25 protein-coding genes and 1 pseudogene are annotated in these 21,086 nt (G+C 46.5%); all 26 read left to right on the top strand.

Annotation, left to right across the window (positions count from 1 at the left end; all coding sequences use genetic code 11):
* Positions 1–77 precede the first annotated feature (77 nt).
* The 26 genes and pseudogenes from ACJJI7_RS19930 to ACJJI7_RS19805 all read left to right on the top strand — a co-directional run bounded on the left by ACJJI7_RS19930 (position 78) and on the right by ACJJI7_RS19805 (position 20,472).
* The gene (locus tag ACJJI7_RS19930; RefSeq protein ID WP_444901410.1) at positions 78–5,246 is read left to right on the top strand and encodes a hypothetical protein; all 5,169 of its coding nucleotides are present in this window, start codon (positions 78–80) and stop codon (positions 5,244–5,246) included.
* An 86-nt stretch (positions 5,247–5,332) separates the two neighbouring features.
* Positions 5,333–5,608 (top strand): hypothetical protein, encoded by a 276-nt coding sequence (locus tag ACJJI7_RS19925; protein ID WP_282953224.1) that lies wholly within the window; start codon positions 5,333–5,335, stop codon positions 5,606–5,608.
* Between the two features lie 14 nt (positions 5,609–5,622).
* Positions 5,623–6,006: a hypothetical protein gene (locus tag ACJJI7_RS19920; protein WP_282953225.1), complete on the top strand. Its 384-nt coding sequence runs from the start codon at positions 5,623–5,625 to the stop codon at positions 6,004–6,006.
* 324 nt (positions 6,007–6,330) lie between these two features.
* Positions 6,331–6,714, top strand: coding sequence for a hypothetical protein (locus ACJJI7_RS19915; protein WP_282953226.1), 384 nt, complete (start codon positions 6,331–6,333; stop codon positions 6,712–6,714).
* A gap of 68 nt (positions 6,715–6,782) precedes the next feature.
* The gene (locus tag ACJJI7_RS19910; RefSeq protein WP_020411217.1) at positions 6,783–7,184 is read left to right on the top strand and encodes a hypothetical protein; all 402 of its coding nucleotides are present in this window, start codon (positions 6,783–6,785) and stop codon (positions 7,182–7,184) included.
* Positions 7,185–7,684: 500 nt separating this feature from the next.
* A complete protein-coding gene (locus ACJJI7_RS19905; protein WP_282953227.1) occupies positions 7,685–8,560 on the top strand; it encodes an N-acetylmuramoyl-L-alanine amidase in 876 nt (291 codons plus the stop codon).
* A gap of 88 nt (positions 8,561–8,648) precedes the next feature.
* Positions 8,649–9,011 (top strand): hypothetical protein, encoded by a 363-nt coding sequence (locus ACJJI7_RS19900; protein WP_282953228.1) that lies wholly within the window; start codon positions 8,649–8,651, stop codon positions 9,009–9,011.
* Positions 9,012–9,254: 243 nt separating this feature from the next.
* Positions 9,255–9,554 carry a hypothetical protein gene (locus tag ACJJI7_RS19895; protein WP_282953229.1) on the top strand — a complete coding sequence of 100 codons (300 nt, stop codon included), beginning with the start codon at positions 9,255–9,257 and terminating at the stop codon, positions 9,552–9,554.
* A 161-nt stretch (positions 9,555–9,715) separates the two neighbouring features.
* Positions 9,716–10,165 carry a hypothetical protein gene (locus tag ACJJI7_RS19890; RefSeq protein WP_282953230.1) on the top strand — a complete coding sequence of 150 codons (450 nt, stop codon included), beginning with the start codon at positions 9,716–9,718 and terminating at the stop codon, positions 10,163–10,165.
* 100 nt (positions 10,166–10,265) lie between these two features.
* Positions 10,266–10,454: a hypothetical protein gene (locus tag ACJJI7_RS19885; RefSeq protein WP_282953231.1), complete on the top strand. Its 189-nt coding sequence runs from the start codon at positions 10,266–10,268 to the stop codon at positions 10,452–10,454.
* A gap of 561 nt (positions 10,455–11,015) precedes the next feature.
* On the top strand, positions 11,016–11,324 hold the full coding sequence (locus ACJJI7_RS19880; RefSeq protein WP_282953233.1) for a transposase: 309 nt from the start codon (positions 11,016–11,018) through the stop codon (positions 11,322–11,324).
* On the top strand, positions 11,279–12,178 hold the full coding sequence (locus tag ACJJI7_RS19875; RefSeq protein ID WP_475717147.1) for an IS3 family transposase: 900 nt from the start codon (positions 11,279–11,281) through the stop codon (positions 12,176–12,178). Before ACJJI7_RS19880 ends, ACJJI7_RS19875 begins: the two co-directional genes overlap by 46 nt.
* A 350-nt stretch (positions 12,179–12,528) precedes the next feature.
* Complete coding sequence (locus tag ACJJI7_RS19870; RefSeq protein WP_282953234.1) at positions 12,529–12,888, top strand: hypothetical protein; 360 nt, start codon at positions 12,529–12,531, stop codon at positions 12,886–12,888.
* A 103-nt stretch (positions 12,889–12,991) separates the two neighbouring features.
* Positions 12,992–13,261 carry a hypothetical protein gene (locus ACJJI7_RS19865; RefSeq protein WP_282953235.1) on the top strand — a complete coding sequence of 90 codons (270 nt, stop codon included), beginning with the start codon at positions 12,992–12,994 and terminating at the stop codon, positions 13,259–13,261.
* Between the two features lie 124 nt (positions 13,262–13,385).
* Positions 13,386–13,787 (top strand): hypothetical protein, encoded by a 402-nt coding sequence (locus ACJJI7_RS19860; RefSeq protein ID WP_444901411.1) that lies wholly within the window; start codon positions 13,386–13,388, stop codon positions 13,785–13,787.
* Positions 13,788–13,830: 43 nt separating this feature from the next.
* On the top strand, positions 13,831–14,307 hold the full coding sequence (locus tag ACJJI7_RS19855; RefSeq protein WP_282953236.1) for a hypothetical protein: 477 nt from the start codon (positions 13,831–13,833) through the stop codon (positions 14,305–14,307).
* A gap of 32 nt (positions 14,308–14,339) precedes the next feature.
* Positions 14,340–15,128, top strand: a complete 789-nt coding sequence (locus tag ACJJI7_RS19850) for an ATP-grasp domain-containing protein (protein WP_282953237.1) — start codon at positions 14,340–14,342, stop codon at positions 15,126–15,128.
* Between the two features lie 104 nt (positions 15,129–15,232).
* Positions 15,233–15,676 (top strand): hypothetical protein, encoded by a 444-nt coding sequence (locus ACJJI7_RS19845; protein ID WP_282953238.1) that lies wholly within the window; start codon positions 15,233–15,235, stop codon positions 15,674–15,676.
* 517 nt (positions 15,677–16,193) lie between these two features.
* Positions 16,194–16,625, top strand: a complete 432-nt coding sequence (locus tag ACJJI7_RS19840) for a hypothetical protein (protein ID WP_282953239.1) — start codon at positions 16,194–16,196, stop codon at positions 16,623–16,625.
* 407 nt (positions 16,626–17,032) lie between these two features.
* A pseudogene (locus ACJJI7_RS19835) lies at positions 17,033–17,152 on the top strand (transposase); the annotation flags it as partial.
* Positions 17,153–17,422: 270 nt separating this feature from the next.
* Positions 17,423–17,614, top strand: coding sequence for a hypothetical protein (locus ACJJI7_RS19830; protein WP_444901413.1), 192 nt, complete (start codon positions 17,423–17,425; stop codon positions 17,612–17,614).
* Positions 17,545–18,432 carry an IS3 family transposase gene (locus ACJJI7_RS19825; RefSeq protein WP_444901414.1) on the top strand — a complete coding sequence of 296 codons (888 nt, stop codon included), beginning with the start codon at positions 17,545–17,547 and terminating at the stop codon, positions 18,430–18,432. The genes ACJJI7_RS19830 and ACJJI7_RS19825 overlap by 70 nt, the downstream gene beginning before the upstream one ends.
* Before the next feature lie 96 nt (positions 18,433–18,528).
* The gene (locus ACJJI7_RS19820; protein WP_444901415.1) at positions 18,529–18,897 is read left to right on the top strand and encodes a VOC family protein; all 369 of its coding nucleotides are present in this window, start codon (positions 18,529–18,531) and stop codon (positions 18,895–18,897) included.
* Between the two features lie 86 nt (positions 18,898–18,983).
* Complete coding sequence (locus ACJJI7_RS19815; protein WP_444901416.1) at positions 18,984–19,271, top strand: hypothetical protein; 288 nt, start codon at positions 18,984–18,986, stop codon at positions 19,269–19,271.
* An 85-nt stretch (positions 19,272–19,356) separates the two neighbouring features.
* Complete coding sequence (locus ACJJI7_RS19810; RefSeq protein WP_444901417.1) at positions 19,357–19,701, top strand: ribonuclease E inhibitor RraB; 345 nt, start codon at positions 19,357–19,359, stop codon at positions 19,699–19,701.
* Positions 19,702–20,082: 381 nt separating this feature from the next.
* Positions 20,083–20,472, top strand: coding sequence for a hypothetical protein (locus ACJJI7_RS19805; protein WP_444901418.1), 390 nt, complete (start codon positions 20,083–20,085; stop codon positions 20,470–20,472).
* The last annotated feature ends 614 nt before the right edge of the window (positions 20,473–21,086 follow it).

The following is a 21,086-nucleotide window of genomic DNA, read 5'->3' as shown; positions in this document are numbered from 1 at the left end:
AAGCGCTGAACTAGCTCTTTTACACAGCCCTCCAAGTGTTTTTTATCTTTTATTATTACTGCAGTCATAGCTTAATCATGCGCAATAATTCAGAAACTTTTGACCTGTACAACCGGGGAGCTCAGCGTGAGCTGCGTTTGGTCATCGAAATCGGCTACGACCTGCCACTCTATATTACCAGCCACAATGACATTCCAGGCCTGCCGTTAAACGCGATTCTGGGCACCCTAAAAAAGTGCAGCGCCACCAGTCAAAAAGTAATCCCCGAACAGGGCCGTGCGGAAATTGGGGCTATTTCCTTTGAGGTGGTAGATATCGGTGGGCAGCTGTCCTATGTGCTACGCGACGAGCTAGAGCAGGGCAACGGTATCAAAGGCCGCATGGTGCGCTTATATCAGGGCTTTGCCGGTCTCGACTGGGCGGATTTTCGTTTAGAGCAAACCCAGATTGCCGAGGAATCCATTTCCTATGCAGAGGGCGTCTACCGGGTACGCTGCCGGGATATCCAGCGCGAGATGCGCCGAGACATTTTTGTACCCAATACCACGCGCTTGGCTGCTAATTTTGCCAAAGCGGATACCACCCTGCAGGTATTCGATACCAGCAGCTTTGAAGCGAATCCGCACACGATTGCCTATGGCGATGCCTCTGGCCAGAACGTGTATTACCTGAAAATTAAATATCAGGATGGCTTTGAAATTGTGCGCGCAAGTGGCAAAACCGGTAGCAGCTTTACCAACTGCGCCAGGGGTTTGTTCGGCACCTTTGCTCGCGACCATGAGTTACCCGAAGACAGCGACGACGAAAGCGGCGTAGAAGTTGAGGAATTTATCTACTTAGAAGGCCCAGGCCCGCAGCTGGCCTATGCACTGTTGACCGGAAAGGTTCTCGGCACCAATAACGTACTGCCCAGCAACTGGCATCTGGGTATAGATCCCGATTTCGTGGTGCTGGATGAATTCCAAAACATCGGCGCCGACTGGTACAAGCCCAGTGACAACAGCAAAGGCAAGATCCTGCGCTTTGATGGCCTGGAGAAAACCGATGGCAAGAAGTTTATCGAGACCGAGATCAATTTATTGCTCGGTGCTTTTATGCCGGTTAATGCAGCTGGCCAGCTGGGCTTTCGTCGCATGGCTGGGGTACTGGCTGAATCCGGCACAGTAGCCACCATAGGCCCCGATGATGTGAAAAGCCTGGGTGAATTGAAATACAACCTGGCCGGGGTGCGCAATATCTTCTCCGTGCAATGGAGCTGGTTTGAACAGCCCGGCTTTGATGGCAAGTTTTTGCGCTCGAATAATTTAGTCGATGCGGACTCGGTGGCTATCCATGGTGAAGCAAAACAGCACACTCTCAAATTCAGGGGGCTGCATAACTCTCGCCATACCTATACCACAATAAAAAATACCTTCGATGCCCTGCGCGATCGATTCGCCGGGCCCCCATTAACTCTTCGTTTGGGATTACTGCCCAGTAACAACGACCTGGAAGTGGGCGATATTGTACGGGTGAGCCTGCCGCAATTGCGCGATCACTCTATTCGCGGAGACAGGCCCTATGATTTTAATTTTGGTAGTGACAGCGAAGGCTGGATCCCCCGCGATGGCATCACCAGTTCCAGCGTGAGCAATGGCGTCTTTTCGGTAACAGTAAAAGGGGAAAATCCCTGGATCAGTCGCAGCTTTGCGCCGACGTTTTTAGGGGCGGATCTGCCTTTTATTAAATTGCGTGTGCGCCGTACCAGCGACGAACCCATAGTTGCGGGCACCGGCAGCAAGCTGTTTTTTAAACATACCGAAAGCAGCAGCTATTTTTCTGCTGGTACTGCGGAGATGTTGGACCTGATTGAGCGCCTAAACGGGGCCAAAGGAGAGTGGCAAGAGCTGGTGCTTAATCTGTCCCAGGTTAGCGACTGGACCGGCAAACAAATCGAACTGTTGCGCTTTGATATTGGTCACGACCACAGCGCAGACTATAGCTATGACGTGGACTATATTCGCCTACTGCCAGCGCTGGGCCTCAATGAGTACAGCCTGGATCGCGCTATGGAAGTACAGCGTATCAGTATCGATCAGGTAAGCGGGGCGGTATCCGTAGATCTATTCGGCAGTTACCAGCCCGCCGGCATGATTGCAGACCAGGCCGATAGCACCAGCGCGGAATTACCGGATGCCTGGTACAGCGCTGAAGGTGCGGCAATGACGGCCAGTGGCTTGAGTATCGATGCCAGCGGCTTTTTAACTGCTGACGGTACTTTGGCTGGCAATGGCGATAGCCGCGCAATTTATTATTACCCCGGTGATCTTACGATACCTGCAGGCCGTACCCTTTCTGTGAGTGGCAATATTGAACTGCGTGTGCGTGGAGTTCTGCAGATAGACGGCAGTCTGCGCGGTGTACCCAGCAATTCCTCAGCTGGTTTTCTGGGCTCCTGCTATGGCGGTGCTGGCCAGTTAAAAAATGCTCAAGAGATTGTCAACCGAGGAACAGCCCGAGGGGCTTGGGGGAAAACTGTCAAAGGCCGCAATGAAGTAATGCCGCCCCTTAATATCGAGAATAACGGCGGAGATCTACAAGGGATTCCCGATGATCTAGCCGGTTCTGGTGGAGCTCGCGGTGGCCATTCGTCTTTCTATGCCTTTGATGGCAGTTATGAACCCAGCGGGCGCGGTGGCTTAGGTGGAAAGGGTGGTGCTGGTATTGTTGTAATCGCGCGGGGTATCGCCATTGGCGTCGGCGGCAAAATAGAAAACTCCGGTGAAGATGGCAGCCCTGGTACTACTGGCGATGGCAATGTAATTCAGGTGCCTGGAGGCAGTGGCGGCGGTGGTGCGCCTGGCAGTATTGTGCTGTTGATAGACGGTACTCAGAACCCTATGCCGGTGCTCAGTAATAACAAGATTGTTGCATGTTATGGGGAAAGCCCGGATAGCCCCGGTAATGCCGGGCACGGGAACACCTGTTTGGGCACCAATGCCGCGCGCCTGATGTTTGTGCCCAAGTCACGCATACCCTATACCGATTACGAAGACCCGGCGCTGGATCCAGAAGTACAGGAGGCAATCGACAAGGCCGAAGCCGCTCAGGCGGATGCTGATGCCGCACTGACAGACCTGGATAACATCGCCGCCGATGGTGTTCTGCATCAAAACGAAAAGCTCATTGTCATCCGTGAATATGCCCAGCTTCAGGCAGAACAAGCGGGTATTGAAGCACAGGCTGATGGTGCCGGACTCGTAATAGAAAAAGGAAACTACTCCGGTAACCTGGCAGCACTTGCCAGTTATTTGGGCGGATTGTCTCCAGCCTGGAACGACACTACAGCCAACACTTCTATCAGCCGCACAATTTGGAATGCCAACTGGGAAGCGGTGTACAGCGTACGCCAGGTTCTTCTTAACGCTATCGCCCAACAAGCGCGAGAGGCGGGCATGGTCGGGGCCTCGCTGCAGTTTCAGTGGGATGGCCGCCCCACCGGGTTACTTTGGCCCACGAACACCAACTATGCCGGCGGCACCAAGTATTCTTTTAATGCCACTGCTGGCCAAGGCTTTATCCATGTGTTGGCATACGATGCCGAGGGTGGTCCGCGTGTTGGTTTGAATGGTGTGCAGGTCGGAATCATGAGTGGGCCGAATGATGCTAGTCAGTGGTATTCCTTCCCAGTCACTCTGCAGACCGGCGCCAATGAAATCTCTATCTGGTCTAACGCTGCAGATGGCGGAAGTTATGGAGGCATTGTGGTTACCCTCGGCGGTAGTGGTGACCCCGAAGCATTGTTGGGAGTGTCTGCAGCGGATGACAAAGCCGAGGCCGCTGCCAATGCAGCTGCAGAAGCGCAGACGGATGCCACCGCCGCACTGCTGGACCTCAGCAATATTGCCGCAGATGGCAAACTGCACCCCACCGAGAAATTAACCGCGGTGCGTGAATACAACCAGATCCTGGCAGAGCAGGGCGATATCGAAGGGCAGGCCAATAGCTACGGGATCACCACTGAGAAAACCAATTACAGCGGCGCAATAACAGCACTTTCCAGTTATCTCAGCGGCGCCGGTCTGGGCAATACCTCAACAGTCACCAGCATTGATCGCACCACCTGGAAAGCCAAATGGCAGGCGGTATACAGCACACGGCAAAAGGTCTTGATTAAGATCGATCAAATTGCCGGAGCTCGCGCAGACTGGGAAGAAATTTACGGGACCAATAAACCTGAGGACGGCGCCACAGTTGGCGCTACCGCACAGGAGCGCGCGCAGATCCGCTCCATGAGTAATACCTTTTTAGAGGATTTTTCTGATAGCAATTATTTCCAGTATTGGACCAACTTTTCCGGCGGATACCAGAATTTCTATACCAGCGGTTACCTAAAAGTTGGTGGTGGTGCGGCTCGCCTGACTAATCATGTTTCGATGTACCACGCAGAGAAAATACCCTTTGATCCCAGTAAGCTTTACCGGATAGAGACTCGGGTTTATGTGTATGCCGCAGGTGATGCGGATCGCACCATGTATGCGGGCTTGGCTGGTTACGATGGTACTGGCAAAGTTTGTAATGCTAGCGGCGCTGAAACTTATAGTAGCCAGCACTACGTCCTTGCCGCTGGCCTAAATATAGTGGGGCAGAATTGGCAGACGCTGGTGGCCTATGTCAAAGGAAACTCTAGTGGTAATGGTAGTTACAGCTCCATAAGAGGAGGAAACCATATTGGCAACCCGGCCAAAATGCATGCGAACGTCCGTTTTATCACTCCGATTTTTTATTGTAATTATCCGGGTAAAACGGGGGATGCCTTAATCGATTATATAAAAATCGATGTGGTGGAAGTGCAGGACCAGCGAAACCTGCCGATGATTCAATCTGGTATCGCTAGTCTGCCAACCAGTTCCGCACTGTCCGGCTCAGATGATGGCAGTACCGCAAAAATCACGATTGCCGCGCACTCGGTGCAGTTTGGTTTCGGCATTGTTAATTACAACAGTGGCAGCATCACTGGTTTGTCCTTCAGCACTAAATATTATGTGTACTGTGATGATCCAGGCACTCAGGGCGGTGCGGTTACCTATTACGCAACTACCAACATTTACCAGCTGGCTGCCAGCACCTGGCGCCGAGGTATAGGCACTATTACAACCCCGAGTAATGGCGGCGGCACTACGGTCCCTAGAGACCCTGGTGCATTGCTGCAGGCACTTGGCTGCGCGAAGGTTTACTTGCGGACAACTGCGAAAGCGGAGACCTGATCGATTGCTGGGATACCGGCGACAACGATGTCCACTTAAGTTCCATTATTGGCGGGGTAGATGCAGAGCCAGAAATACCCTGTGTATTGCTCACCACAACAAGTGGTGCCCACGTAATTTGCAGCCGTGAAACCCCCGTCACCGACCGTGCAGGCCAAGTATACGAGGCGCAGCACTGCCAGGGCGTTGAGCTGGGTGTACTGCATGAAGAAGAACCGCTCACCTGGGAGCGTGTCGAGAGGGTCGAATGTGCCGGCCTGCGTACCGTGTACAAAATATCTGTAGGTGGTAAGAGCTACGCCGCCGGCGTTGATCCGCAGCACCGAATTATCACCCACAACGGACAACATAAATCTGATTGATTAAGGAATAGAGAATGCCCAGCTTTTCCCCGATAACAGTGCCAGGCCTGGAGGCCTGGCAGTTCGCCTACACCATCGACGACGGCCACAGTGCGGGCACTATTGTGCGCGCAACGGTAACTCAGGCCATCGAGCCCACCAATAACGAAGCTCAGGCTGCCGCAGTGCTTAAATGCTCCATTGCCGTCATTGATGACCAGAACAATGTACAGACTGATGGCGCCGGCGATCTGATGTCCAGTGTTTATGTCACCACCAAGACTCTGCAGACTGATGCAGGCCAGCCGGTAAACGTCGCTGACCATGTAGCGGGCCTGGTATCTGACTGCATTGTCGAAGTGGCCAACCGCCTGGCTGTGCATAGCTCTATTGCGGCGATGGCGATACCGAGTGGGTGATACTGGCTGTGGTTTTCAGTAGTGGAGTGGGCGTATCGCCGGTGCGAAAGCCCGAATTATAGAGCCATGGCTTACATCTACAGAAAGTCTCCCCTAACTTATTGATTTAATTATGGGTAAAATGTGTTCAAGAGCGGGAAGTTGAACCAGACGACTTGAGCCAATGGCTCACTATCTCTGGTTGTTATTTAGGCAATAGTTTATAACCTGCTGTAAATAAAGGCTTTTCTGCGGAGCTCGGAGGCTCCCTCCCAGAAATAGTGGCCAAATGGATAGTGAGCCACTGGCTCATTAATAAACTGTTATGCGCTTTAGGATAGACTTGTGAATTTTAAGATAATCGCTATATACACAATTCTTTCGTTCATCATAGGAACTTTGGTCGGTATTCCGTTCGGATTATGGATCAGCCATGACGAGAAGATTATTGAATCACCTGTCTATCACCTATTCGTCTATGTGTCTGGTTTTCTGGCAAGTTTTTGTATTTATTATTTCCTATTCAAAGTTAAATTAGAAAGACCAGTCCTACATGCTCTGATCATCGGTGTTTTAAGTAATATGCTAGGAGGTCTCATCGTTTATCTACTAGTTGGTGTGACCACTCCGATACTGCTTTTGTATGTCGATGTATTATTAATGTTTGTTGCCATCGCTTTAGCGTTATATGTCTGCAAAATTCGGGAGCAGTTCGGTGTACGCGCATAACAAGGCAGTCAACTCGGACAGCCCGCGCTTCGCGCGGCCTGCCGGTTACTGCGGGCGTTAAGCGAAAAATGAAGCACATCATACTGACCATATTAATATTGGCATTCTCTACTGCCAGCCACGCATGCATCATGAGTCCGTTCAAAAGAACCGCCATGGACTCTGATAGAATGCTCCAAGAATATGATGTGATGTTCTTTGGGCGTCTCGATTCAGAAGAGATGATCCAAGATGGGCGAAAACAAGTGGCCACATTCACGGTTATAAAGTCCTACAAAGGTAATGTTTCAGGAGTGGTGGTAATAAACAACAAGCTAAGTTCAAGTTGTTCTCGTGTATTTCAAATACCTAACAGTGCTTTTTATGTGTTTGCTAAATCCGCTGAAACAGAGGGTGTCTATGAAATCTCTGGATTCGCATCGTTTATTCCACTTGGTAATGCAATGGAGTACGAATGGTCACCCGAGTAAAATCGCTTAACAAACGCAGGCTGTCGGAACGCCTTTCCGCTCCTTCGTCGCTACAAGTCGTCCGCAGCTGCGGGCGTTATAAGTCATGATGAGAAAGTGCCCAAAATGTAAAGAGAAAGCGGTAAAGGTAAAAATGCTGTCTTTCTCAAGTAGAATGCATTGCGAAAAGTGCTTCTTCCAGTATGAATACACATCCTTATCTAAGTGGGTGATAGCATTTTACGGGGCCTGTATACCCATCCTTGCAATCTACATGGGGTTGGCACTTCAAAGCTTAGTAGTTTTTGGATCCCTATTGTTAGCTGCTCCATTTCTTGCTGAGTTTGTTTTTGCAAAGTATTGCTCACTAAAGCCAGTTGGCATCAGGGCCTTAAGGGAGAAGCTCCGTGGCAAAAGCTTATAACAAGCGGCTGTTGTCGCGCCTATGGCGCTGGGACGGCCATTTCGCCGCTCCATGGCCGCCCCAAAGCCGGGCGTTATGCGTCAAGGAGATATAGCGAGTGATCCGTGAATATGTGGTAACTCTGAAGAAGCCTCCTGATGGTGAGAAGCGATCCACTTCGATTGTAGAAGTTTTGAAGCTCTTCACGACGATCATCGCAAGCGTCGCCATCCCAATTGTGTTGCTAATTGTTGGTAAGGGTATTGAAGGGTCGGTAAAAAGCAAAGAACTTGAAACGAAGTACGTCGAAATTTCTGTGGGGATTCTTACTGAGCCACCCAGGCCCGAGACCGTAAATCTGCGCAAATGGGCAATCGACAATATTAATAGATACGCCGAAATTAAGCTAAGTGAAGAAGCGCAAGAAGAACTGAATACTGAGTCACTCCCCAGCGTAAAGATTGGCACCTCTTCTCCCTCGAGGAACTTCACCGTTCCATCATCTCCTCGCAGCATTGAGTATGTCGTTATAGCAGACACTGAAAATGCAACCTTAGAGAGTGTAATGTCCTCGCTATCAAGACCTAACGTAAATGCCTCTTATCATTATGTTATTGGCACAGATGGGACCATTGAGAAGTTGGTGGAAGAAGAGAATATAGCTTGGCACGCAGGAAGGAGCAGCTGGAAAGGTAAAGAGAATCTTAATAGCATTTCAATCGGCATCGGTTTAGTTCACCTTGCGACCTCGGATGGAAAGAATTGGCTAAAACTTCCAATAGACCACCCAGCTGTTGGTCCAAAATACCCTGAAGCTCAAATAGAGGCTCTGGTTGGCTTACTCGCGGAAATAACTGAGCGTCATGGGATAGCGCCTGACGATGTGCTTACTAAGCAAGATATCGCCCCCAGCCGCCGGAAAACCGACCTGCACGGAGAGTTAATGAGGCGAATCCGAGCACGTCTTAGTGAGATTCGAGGTGATCAAGAGTGACGCATAACAACGCCATGCAACCGAACGCTTTTTCGCTACGCTCCAAAGCGGCGGCTGATGGCGGGCGTTATGCTCAAGTAGGAATGAAATGAATCGTATATTTCTCGCAATAATTTTGATTACCATTGGCGGTTGTGCGTCCCAAGAGGTGAGGGAAATAGAACTTCCTGAAATTATGAGTATTGAAGGAAAGAATTTCATTTCCGCGGCTGCATTCAAAGAACACGAATTAAGTATCACCAGGCCGAAAAGTGGCGAATTAGTAGTAAATATCCCTGAAAAAGAAGCACCATTTTACTGGACCTGTGGTGGAGTTTACTGGGATGGGCTCATTCAAGGCCAAAGCATATTGGAAGAAGCAGATTTAGTCTTGGACTTTAAAGGAGTCAAAGAGGTTTGGGTCCCTATAGAAGGTAAGCCCAAGAAACTTTATATTTTCGAGGTTCGCTAGCATAACAAGGCCGGGCAATTTGCTTCGGGCCTGCGGCCCTCCACGGGACAGCTTGCCTTGTGCACCTTTTGCGCAGGTCGCTTCGCTCCCATTTTCGCGCAAAACGCGCACAAGGTAAGCTGCCCCTGCCGGTGGCATTATGAATTCATGAGAAATACTAAATCAATACTGCTACTAGTTCTCTTGGGGCTGACCGCTTGTAGTAATAAGCCGTCCGGCGGGTTTATGCGAGGAGATGTGCCTATGGTTGTCGGTATGTTTGAAAATTACTATGGCAAGCATGTTCAAGTTGTCGGTTATATGTACAAACCGCCTAGAGGCAATGTTTTAGTATTAATCCCATCAAAAGATCATATTAATTTACAGACACAGCCTCCAGCTAACGTATTGAGTTTACTGTTATTCTCAGACACAGCAATTAGAAATGGCAGCGTTCACTCCGAGATGGAAGGGTGTATTGGTAAGACTACCTATGTGTCTGGGCTAGTCGGCATTTTTTCTGGGTTACCTGCAATTGAAGAGATTCGTGAAGTGGCGTGCTAAATTCATAACAAATGCATGCAGGATGCCCCGGCCCTTCGGGCCTCCGCGGGACGCCCAACGCTATGCACATTTTGTGCGGGTCGCTACGCTCCCAGTTTCGCACAAAATGTGCATAGCATTGGTCGCCCCTGTTGCGGGCGTTAGAAGTAAGAGAGTAAAAAGTGCGACGAAAGGAATTCAAAAGCATCGCGAAAGGTTTTGCTAAGCGTTTAGCAAGCCGCAACAATGACTATGAAGGTTATTGGTCACTAGGCCAGCTCTTAACCATCGCTCGGCAAATGGAAGCAGACAAATTGTCCCTTCGAGCGTCACAAGATGTAGTCGAATGTAATAATTCTAATTTGCTCCCATTCGCTCAAGCCTATTTGGCATACTTATCTGAAATGGTAAAACGCATGGGTGGCAAAACTAGCTGGCTTCAAAGTGTGTCTATTGAGTTCACATTCTCCACTGATCCGAAACGATCCTACAGCTTTTGGGGGCAGCATTTGATGCAGTGCAGTATTTCTGCAAAGCTTACATCAGACTTGGGCAAGCAGTTTACGGCATCTGCCATTAGTTATTGCGTCTCTCACAATCCGAACAAGGAGCAGAGACGTGCACACTTCTAACAAGTTTAGCCAGCATCGCCCCAGCAAAAAGACGCTGGGGCTGGACCTCGCTGCGCTCGGCCGCTGCTAAAAGCGTTATGTGTACTAGGAACCATCGAATATGAGTAGAAGTATCCATAAAACCGTAAAAGGAGTTTATGGCGGAAAGTCGGCTCGTGAGATGCATCGTATGCTGAACGAGAATGATCCCGACACTCAAGAGCTTGGGAAAAAGTACTCATATAAAAACTCTGAGCGGGAAAGGCGCAGCTACAAAAAGCAAGTGAAAAAGATTGAGAGTGAGCGGTAAATGTATATTGCGCGTTCACATAACAAGCCGCAGCAACTGCTCCCATCGGTCGCTGGGACCGCCAAAACGCTGCGCTTATTTGTCGGCCCCTGTGCGGGGCGTTATGCAACTATATGAATTTTCAAAATATACACAGGAAGGTGAAGTACATTTGTCTAGCATTGTTCCCGGTTGGTTTCATTATCGGCGGGATCACCGAAATTCCGAACAGTACAGAACGAGCAGCTAACTACTTATTCTTCGTTGGAGCGATATTCATGATCTCATACTGCTTAAATGGTATTGAAAGAGGGAAGATTGAGCTGCTTTCTTATACAGATAAACTCGATAAGAACAAAGAGCCGGTGCTCTTTTGGTTATTTGTTTCAGGTATTTTGTTCTGCTCAGTTGTAGCGGCACCAGTTTTATTGTACAGAGTGTTTGCGTAACAAGCGCAGGTTGTCGGACTGGTTGTCCGTTACGCTCCAATCCAGCCGCAACTGTGGGCGTTATGTGTAAGACTTGCCCACGTTTGGTAGACACCCTGTATAGTTAGGTTTAGGCCTAACACGGAGGTGTATCATGGGTAAGAAAAGAACTCAGGCGTATACGGAGGAGTTCCGTAGAGAAGCAGTTAAGAGAGCGGAAAAGCCTGGGGCAACAACGGCCTCCGTGGCACGAGGGCTAGGCGTCAGCGCACAGCAGATCTACAACTGGCGTCGTCAATTTAATCGACTGCCTGATAAGCAGTTCAATAGTTTAGACGGCGTCAACTATTCCAAACAGGAAAGCGCTGAAGTTCGCAAGCTCAAGAAGGAACTGCATGAAGCACGTCAGGAGGTTGAATTTCTAAAAAAGGCAGCTGCGTACTTTGCGAACCACCAAGAGTAAAGTACGCACTGATACAAGAGCATGTAGGGTCATTCCCGGTTAGCTTGATGTGTCGGTGTTTAGAAGTCTCAAGATCGGGTTATTATCGATGGCGAGGGCGGTTGCCACCTCCTCGCACGATTAGAAAGATACGAACAATCGATAAAATCCGAGAGACGTTTACTGCGTTTAAAGGTCGTTATGGAGCGCCTAGAATCGCTTACGAGCTTCGAGAGTTAGGTGAGCCGTGTTCACGGAACTACGTCGCTAAGCTTATGCATCAGGAGCATATTAAAGCGAGAAACGGCAAAGGCTTTCGATATAGTCAGCCCGTAGAGGGGAGCATTAATGTCTCCGCCAACTTACTTAAGCGTTGCTTTGATGTGAATCGACCAAATTGCCGCTGGACAAGTGACATTACATATATCTGGGTTCTGGAGCGGTGGTTGTACCTCGCGGTAGTTATGGATCTGTATTCTCGACGTATTGTAGGTTGGGCATTCGACTCCCAGATGACCGATGAATTGACACGTCGAGCATTGAAAATGGCTCTAGAGCGACGACAAATAAAGCCTGGACTAATAGTTCACTCTGACAGGGGTGTGCAATATCGATCGCAGAAATACCAGGATCTCTTGTCCGAAAGCAAGTGCAAGCCGAGTATGAGTCGCCAGGCTAACTGTTGGGATAATGCGGCAATGGAATCATTCTTTAGCAGGCTAAAAGTCGAGCTGGTCTATGCCGGAACATTCGAAGGCGAAGAGCAAGCAAAATTTGAGGTGTTTGAGTACATTGAGATTTTCTACAATAGGGTTCGTAAGCACTCTGCATTGGGCTATGTAAGTCCAGCAGAGTATGAGCGAAAATACGCATAGTTAGAGTGTCTACTTTTTGTGGGCAAGACCAGTGTCACCGTTAGCACAAGCTTGGATATTCAACAGAAATATGGATTTTTAATAGGTCGTATGAAAAGTTGGTTTATACCCGTTTCAATTGTTCTTCTTCTGCTCGTACTTGCTGTGGTCGTGCCGGCCATCATGCTTCAGTTAAAAATAGATAAGTGCTTAGATAGTGGCGGTAAGTTCATGCATGACAGTAAAGAGTGTGAGGTCGTAAAGTAGTTAATGTATCCAACACATAACAAGTCAATCAATGTCGCCCCTTCGGGGCTGGACCTTCGCACTGCGTGCTCCGGCCCATTATTGAGGCGTTAAGTGTTCACACTATGAAATACATCGTGCCACTATTGTCCTTATTCCCGCTGCCAGCTCTGGCTGAGGTATCAGACAAGATGACCTCTATTCCAGTAATGTGGATTCAGGGAGCCGTCGGTGCAATAGTATTATTGCTTGTAATTCGTCGTTTTATCTGGGCAAGTGCTTTTGGTGCGCTAGTGGTAGCTTTTTTTACTTACGCTTCATTCGCTACTTTTGATGATCCACATATTGGCCCGGCAATAATTAAAGAACAAGCCACACCGTATATTGTCGCCGCATATGGTTCAGCGGTCCTCATGGGAGTGGGGTTGTGTTGTGGCATCTATTTAAATCGCAGGCGCTGCAGGCAATGCAGGAAATGCACTTAACAAATCAATCAGCTGCGCGCCTTCGGCGCCGGACCGCTAAAAGCGTGGCTTTGCCACAACGCGGCCGGTTATTGAGGCGTTATGTGAACTCACCTCGGAATATATGACTGAGATAGAAATAGAGCTATTAGAGAATTTATTTGATTCTTTAGACAAGCTGTTCGATAGAAAGTGTACGGTCTTTGACTTGACGTCAGAATTACAGACCACACAATCAAGATTAGGGCTGAACCCACCTATAGACTTAAATCCATACTTAGAAAAGCTAAACAAGCTAATAAAAAGTGAGGAGTCTGAAGAAGCTAAACGCAACGAAGCCCTTGCTATTACTAATAAATTGCGGGAGCAATTGAACGATCTATTACCTATTTAACGCACACATAACAAGGCGATCAAGACGGACCTATTTTTCGTCGCTTCAAATGTGTGCTTTAATAGCACACATTCAAACCAACAAAAAATAAGCCGCTTATCACGGCGTTATGTGAATCCAAGTTATGGCAAATATACCAATAAATATTAGGAATGGATTTTTTGAGCACTGGTGTGATGATTTCTTATGCCATTACGGAATAGAATCTGAATTTCCTAAGGCACTTTCGGACTTGTATACGATTAAAGTAGCCAAAATGATGGAAAAAAAGGGGGACTTTGATCCCGATACAAAGTTAGGCCTATTTTCCTGTGAAAAGGCAGTGGAGTCCTTACGTGAACTTATAACCGAATGTGAGGGTGTTGGTAAGGTTCTGTACAAAGAGGGGTTTGGAACGGCAGTAGTTGGCTCTGTTCGAGCCTACATTGATCAAAAATGTGGGAATGGAGTATTTGATCTATGGCTCAATCATTTCGAGCGCAAAGAATACTCTAAGTGCCTAGAAGTAATTCGGAAACTACATTGAGCAATCACATAACAAGGCGTTGCAGTGCGATGTTAGGGAACTTATGAGACTATTGCTCGCGTTCATATCAGCAGCGGCATCTCCTGCCTTACTGATGGTCATATGGTATCTGTACGGGCAATTTCAGATATTTGAGGCAGGTGATCCATATATCTGGGTTCGCACAGGAAATTTTGCTATGATTTGCTTCTTTGTGTCTGGTGCATTTGTGTTGTTACTCGGGCTACCTGCCTATTTTGTTTTGCGTAAGTTTCGGTTGGTTCGCTGGTGGTCGACTTTGGTTGTTGGTTTTTCTTTGGCTGCAATCCCAATGGCAATTTTCACTTGGCCTCTGAAGTATCCAGAGCTAAAAACAAGTGCTTCTGTAAACGGTGTGCAAACAATGGTAGATGGTGTGCCCACAGTAGCTGGCTGGCTTCAGTTTACGCAGGGAGTTCTATTTCTTGGGGTGTGCGGCCTCGTGGGTGCATTAGCGTTCTGGCTGACCGCCCCTAACAAGTTTAGACAAGGGACGCAGTAAACTGCGCCTCTGCTAAAAGCGTTAGGCAGTAAATGAGTATGAGAATAATATTTCCGGCTGATCCATTAGACGAAAAGCAAGCTGACGGCCCCTTTAGGGATGAGTATCTTTCACTCAAGTCTAGGGGAGTCGATTGCTCCCTATTTGATTACGACTCAGTTGAATTTGATGAGTTTCGCCCAAAACCGCAATTAAATAAGGGAGAGCTTATTTTATATCGTGGATGGATGATGAAACCGTCCGTCTATGAAAAACTCACATCAATGGTGGAGCGTAAAGGTGGGAAAATGCTCACCCCACCTCAAAGCTTTATTCGCTCACACCATTTACCCTGCTGGTATGAGAGTTGTAAAAAATTAACACCAGAAACCATTTTTTCTGATTCAGAAAAGGATTTAGAGAAATTAGCCGATGATTTAGGTTGGGGGCGTTTCTTCGTTAAGGACTTTGTAAAGTCGAACTATAACGAGCGTGGTTCGATAGCTAATTCACCATCTGAAGTGCTAGAGATTGTAAGTCTTATTAAAGAGCACAGAGGAGAGATCGAGGGAGGTATATCACTAAGAAGAGTTGAGGAGTATCTCCCAGAAACCGAGCAAAGATATTTCGTTCTAAATGGAAGGGCATATTCAGCTGATGGAAATGTGCCTGATTTGGTCTCAGAGATATCAAAAATTCATGCGGCACCATTTTACTCAGTCGATGTAATTCAAAGGTCTGATGGTGTGTTACGGTTAGTAGAACTGGGTGACGGCCAAGTTTCCGATAAAAAGACCTGGGATCCAGATGTGTTTTGCCAAATGATTGCAGAAAATGCCTAACAAGTCAGTGATGTGCGCTCCAGGCTTGCAGCCTTCCGCCGGACTCGCTACGCTCGCCGCATACTGAGGCGTTATGAATACAGAGGAAAATATAGATGTGTTTTATGAAGAAACTTTTGGTAGGGATTTCTGTTCTCGCAACGGGTTGTACTAGCCTTTCCACTGACTTGAAATTGGTCACTGAAGGTTCCGAAATATCAGAGTTAAAAGTATTTCGGGAATCTGCATTTCAGAATGGAGCAATAAGCATGTATATTGGCGAATCAGACAAATATTTCCTCAGGCTGAGGAGTGGGCAGCATGGTTCAGTCAAGATGAATTCAGGTGTTCATACCATTCAAGCTAAGGCTGATGCTAGCCCGTCTTCTTCGATAGAAATAGAGCTAAAACCGAACGAGACAACGTGTTTGAAGGGCAGCCCTAATAAAGCGGCTCTAGGTGCAGTAGTAATTCCGATTGTTGGCAACATGGTTCCATCATTCGTACTTACAGAAATAAAATGCCCTGCCGATCAGGCAGAAGAGGCCAATGGTAGTAGAAATTCATAACAAGCGATTCAAAAACCGCTCCACTTCGTTCTGCTGGACGCGCCTATCGGCGCGCCTTTTAGCCGGGCATTATGCATCTTTTGGGGAAGAATGTTGATTTTCTATTTTGTTGTTAGTTCTATAGCCTCAGTTATCTGGCTCGGTGGACTTGGTTATTTACTGAAAATATCTTTAAATAAATCGAATACAAGAACCACGCATAGCTCAGGTTCGATATCCGTATTTTTTTCTGCTTTCGCTAAAGCTATATTCTTACCTACCAAAATTGGTAATTCAGCAGTAGAAATTAACGTTGCCAGGTTTAGCCTAGTGGTTCTTATTGTGTTTTTAGTAAGCTTTTATTTGTGTGTAAGGGAATTCATTCATATATATGCATAACAAGCCACTTAAAGTTCAGCCGCGTTGCGGCTTGAACCTCCGTTTCGGCGCTCGTTTTTGGGTTAACGCTAGGCTACCCAAAAACGTTCGTCTTCACTTCGGCCCTTTAGCGGGGCGTTATGAGTAAAGGAAGTACCGAGTGAGTAATGAAGATTGGTATAGGAACGAAGAGTGGAGAGAAGAAATTGAAAGCATGTTCTCCGAGAAGCTTAAGCGTGCTCGCCGAAAAGAACAGTATTTGCAGGTCCAGGCTTGTACCATTGCCAGCACAGAGCCTGATGTTGCACTTTCACTACTAGAACAATACTTCCAGCTAAAAGATGACTTCGATCATGCTCGGGCTTACTGTGATATGGCGACTGTATATATCGCTAAAGGTCAAATCAAAAATGCAATCAACTCTTTAGTTAAGGCCTTAGAGCGAGAGTCGGTATTTCCAAATCTAAAAACCGAAGCATATATTCTCTACCCAATGCTCATCGTGGAGTATAAGCTTCCTGACTTGTATCAGTCTGCCAACGAAGCCCTAGATGAGCATCAGGGGCGGGTAATGTTTCCCGTCGATTATTGATCTAGCAATAAAGAATAATACTAAAAGCAAATTGTCAGTTGGGTTTGATGCTGCTCAGCTAAAACCATTGGTGAGTGGCGGTTTCGCTAAATTTGAAAATCCAGAAAAATTGCCCGTATTCATAGATAACAAGCATCAATTTTGTCTGTATATGGCAGAACCGCTCATAGAGGTGGTTGATACAGATAAACCTGGAAAATATGAAGTACTATATGGCGAAGAGGTTCTAAAACCAATTCAATGCAAGTAACAACTTCTAACAAGGCAAGGCAAAATCGCCCTGCGGGCTGGACGCACTTCGTGCGCCTTTGCTTGCGGCGTTAGGGGTAAGACTTACCCACGTTTAGTAGACACCCTGATCTTACCCCATTTTAACGGACACAAAAGTCAAACAGACGAGGTGTCTTATGCTAAAATACAAAAAACCTAGAAAGACTTGGCAGTATTCAAACGAATTCAAAGTGAAAGCGGTAATGCTTAGCTTGATAGAGGGCATTCAAGTTAAGGAAGTGGCTGAAACTCTCGACATTCACCCATTCACCCATTCACCCATTCACCCATTCACCCATTCACCCATTCACCCATTCACCCATTCACCCATTCACCCATTCACCCATTCACCCATTCACCCATTCACCCATTCACCCATTCACCCATTCACCCATTCACCCATTCACCCATTCACCCATTCACCCATTCACCCATTCACCCATTCACCCATTCACCCATTCACCCATTCACCCATTCACCCTTTCATGCTGTCACGATGACGAAATGCGTTTCAGGAAGGGAAGATTGTGGCAGATAAACGAAGAAAGCTTACTGATGTAGTCTCTAGAACAGAAAAGGAATTTTTTAGGGTAAAGCGTTTAGAGGCGGAGAATCGTAAATTAAAGCAGGAGCTTGATTTGCTAAAAATGTGGCAACGGTTTCTTGCGGAGGAACATCAGCAAGATATCAATTTATCCAGAGGTTCGGATCAGAACTAGGTATCAAAAGAACTTGTCAGTGGCTAGGAGTATCGCGCAGTGGCTATTATGATTGGCTGAAGAGGTTGCGATCGCACCGAAAACACCAAGATGATGATCTAAAGATTCAGATTCAAAAGATTTCGGATGACTCTGCAGGGCGCTATGGTAGTCCAAGATTTTGGAAAGCCCTGCAGACCAAGGGCTATGAAGTTAGCCGTAAGCGCGTAGCCCGTCTAATGCAGGAATTAGGAGTCGTAGCCAGAGTTACGAGAGTGACACGTAGGGTACCAGGCATAAAGCGTTTCCTAGCCTCTGGGGAGAATCTTAGACCGGAAGGAGCTGTGCCTAAAAGCAAGAATCAAGTTTGGGTTGCTGACATAACTTACCTTAAGGTTAAGGGTCAATGGCAGTACTTGTCAGTGGTGATGGATTTGTATTCTCGCCGAGTAATCGGTTGGAGTTTAGATACGAAGAGAACAACAGAATTAACCCGAAAAACCCTGATTAATGCTATAAGGAAAAGAGGATCACAACCGGAATTAATATTACACACGGACAGAAGTGTAGAATACAGAGGGTCCGAGTATCAAAAAGAGTTGAGAAGATATGGAATCCAGCATAGCTTGAGTAGAGTGGGTAAATGTACGGATAATGCTCATATGGAGTCGTTCTTCCATAGCTTAAAAACTGAACTGATTAGAGAAACTAGCTTCCAGACAATGAGCCATTTAAAGTATGCTCTGGCTCGATATATTAATGATTTTTACAACCGTAAGCGGCTGCATTTATCTCTAGGCTATCAATCACCAATAGAATATGAGCGAATAGCAGCATGAAAAGTAGTGTGTCCGTTTTATCGGGGCAAGATCACGCCTACGGCGCAGGTGCTAAAAGTGCTATGTGTCTATCACAAATTTCATCAAAGGATAAATATGATTGGTTATTTAACAATTGGAACAAACAATTTAGAACGTGCTACAGATTTTTACGATGATCTGCTTAGTGGTATAGGAGCAGCCAGGGCATTCCAGACAGATGAACTGACTGCTTGGGGGTTTGGAGAAGGGAGCACGTTGTTCACCGTTACAAAGCCATTTGACAAAAATGAAGCTACAGTTGGTAATGGAATAATGGTTGCATTATCGGCTGAAAACCCAGAAGCAATTGACATCTTGCATGCAAAAGCACTAGAGCTGGGTGCTACTAATGAAGGAGATCCAGGGCCAAGGGGAAAAAACTTCTATGCGGCCTACTTTCGTGACCCGGATGGAAACAAGCTCAATTTTTTCTGTTACACATGAGTAAATCACATAACAAAAACAGGTAAGGCGATGCCAGAAAAAAGGTACGCTTGCTGTTAGCGTTATGTGTCAAAAGCACCAAAAATATGAAGCGAATTAAAGATGATGAAGTAAAGACCCAAGTTGCTTCAGATTTTGGCATGACCATGGAGCTTTATATTGAAACTGGTAATGCCTCTATTGATAAGAGGGTCGATTATCCTTTGTTCAAAGTTTATGCCGATAAGGAAACCGAAGAGAAATACGTTGAGATTTCATCCGGGGGCCAACTTATTCAGCTGTCAATTGAAGCAGTAAAGAAATTTTTATTAACAGCAGAAACAGAAGTTCACTCTGAGGCTTGGTACGATAAAAATGTTTTCAATCAAGAGTGAAGCGCATAAAAGGGCGGCGTTGTCGCCTTCGGCTGGGACGCGCTAACGCGCGCACCAAAACTTAACGTTAGGTAACCTACGAAATATGTCAGTAATTTCTAAATTAATGGAAGCTACAGAAGCGGATACTGATGTTCTTCGCCGCTTAGATTCCGATGGTGATGACTTTAGCAAGTTCAGAGAAGTAGATTTCACCTTCAAGTGCGACAGCAAAGAAAAAGCAGACACTGTAGCGGGTTTTCTGGGTGATTTTCAGTATGGGACAGCGAATGTTATTGATGAAGAACAGCAATACTTGGTGCAAGTACTAATAGATATGCCTGTAACTCAAAACATCCTGCTTTGCGTATCAGGCTTTATGACTTGCATTGGTGAATTATATGGTGTTGAAGTCGAAGGCTGTGGATGCATCGTGCAGAACGGTACCTAACAAATGCTTGCAGCCGAGGCCAAACACTACGCACTTTTTGCGTTACTCGCCGCGCTCAAACAATAACACAAATACCGCTTCGCATTTGGCCCGACTGTAGCGGACGTTATGCATCAAGCAGGAAGAAATGAAAGACAATAAAATGCCCAAGGTGCAATTCCGAAAAAGTAGATGAAGTAGCACCATAGCGAGCGCCTGAATGTGGATGAAGGTGTTAATTTAGTCATACCGTTGCGATATTGGTGTAAATTTATCTTCTGTGGCAGGTTTTTGCTTGATTGGTCTAGGCTAAAAGCGAGGCATATATTTGGGGGCATTAGCACATAGTTAAGACTTGCCCCCTAAGATTGAGCCAGAATCATTCATATTTGGGAGGTACTTATGGTGCTGACAAGAGGTGGTGAGGATATTTGGCCTGAAAAATCTGGTAAAGCTAGTCAGTCTATCACTCAGTCAGGGAATAAATCTGAGGAACACAAATTACTTGATTTCACTAAATTTAAAGTTATCAAAGGTCATTCAGGGGATTACGTACTAACTGTATGGGGGAAAAACGACCCTGATATAATACCGTCCCTAGAACCGCGTATATACGTAGTAAAACCTGATTATTATGAAATAGAAGTAATAGGAGTTCTTTCAGGTGGTGTTCCTTCAAAGAAGGTGAAAAAATTCCCTCTTAGCATAGACCTTAAAAACTATATGGGTGAAAAAGGCATAGAGGTTATTGGTGCGACCAAGTCTGTTAAGTGGGACTTGCCCGAGGGTTAGAGAGACTTTTGCTATTGAATCGCCTAGCCGTTCATATTTCTATTGCGGATATGGTGATTCCGAGTGGGTGAATAAGGTCACCTCGACAGCATTTTATCCTTGGGGATTCCTTACTGCTCAAACGGATTCTAGGTAAAAACAAGGTGACTGAAGTCAGCTTAGATGGTAGTTCTATTGTCTATCTATAAGAAATAAGTACTAAAAAACTGAGAATAAAGTTTACTCAACTGTACTTTTTTGACAAAAGTGACATCTGTTGATGATATGGATGAGGGTTTAGATGTCCAGTACTTATATATTACATTAGTGTTACATTTACGATGAATTTTGTTTACGCCAAAGCTTTAGACGGGCAATAGATGTAATCGATATGAAGAGCTAGCTGACACTTCCCTTCCACATCCCTGCATTGTTTTGAAAAACATACTCTCCAATTTTTCGGCTGGTCCTGTAATTCGAAGAAAAGCATGACGGAAATTAAAAATCTAGTGATCCAGTATTAATAAGTTTCGTAAAAACGTAGGAAGCCTTTTATTTTTATATGAAAGAAGGGTGATTTGATAATGTAAAAATATAAACTAAGGCTTAATGATGAAGCTTGTAAAATTTCAGGG

It is taken from the genome of Microbulbifer variabilis (assembly GCF_056232115.1).
The sequence above is the reverse complement of the archived record's forward strand: the minus strand, read 5'-3'. Positions and strand labels throughout refer to the sequence as shown.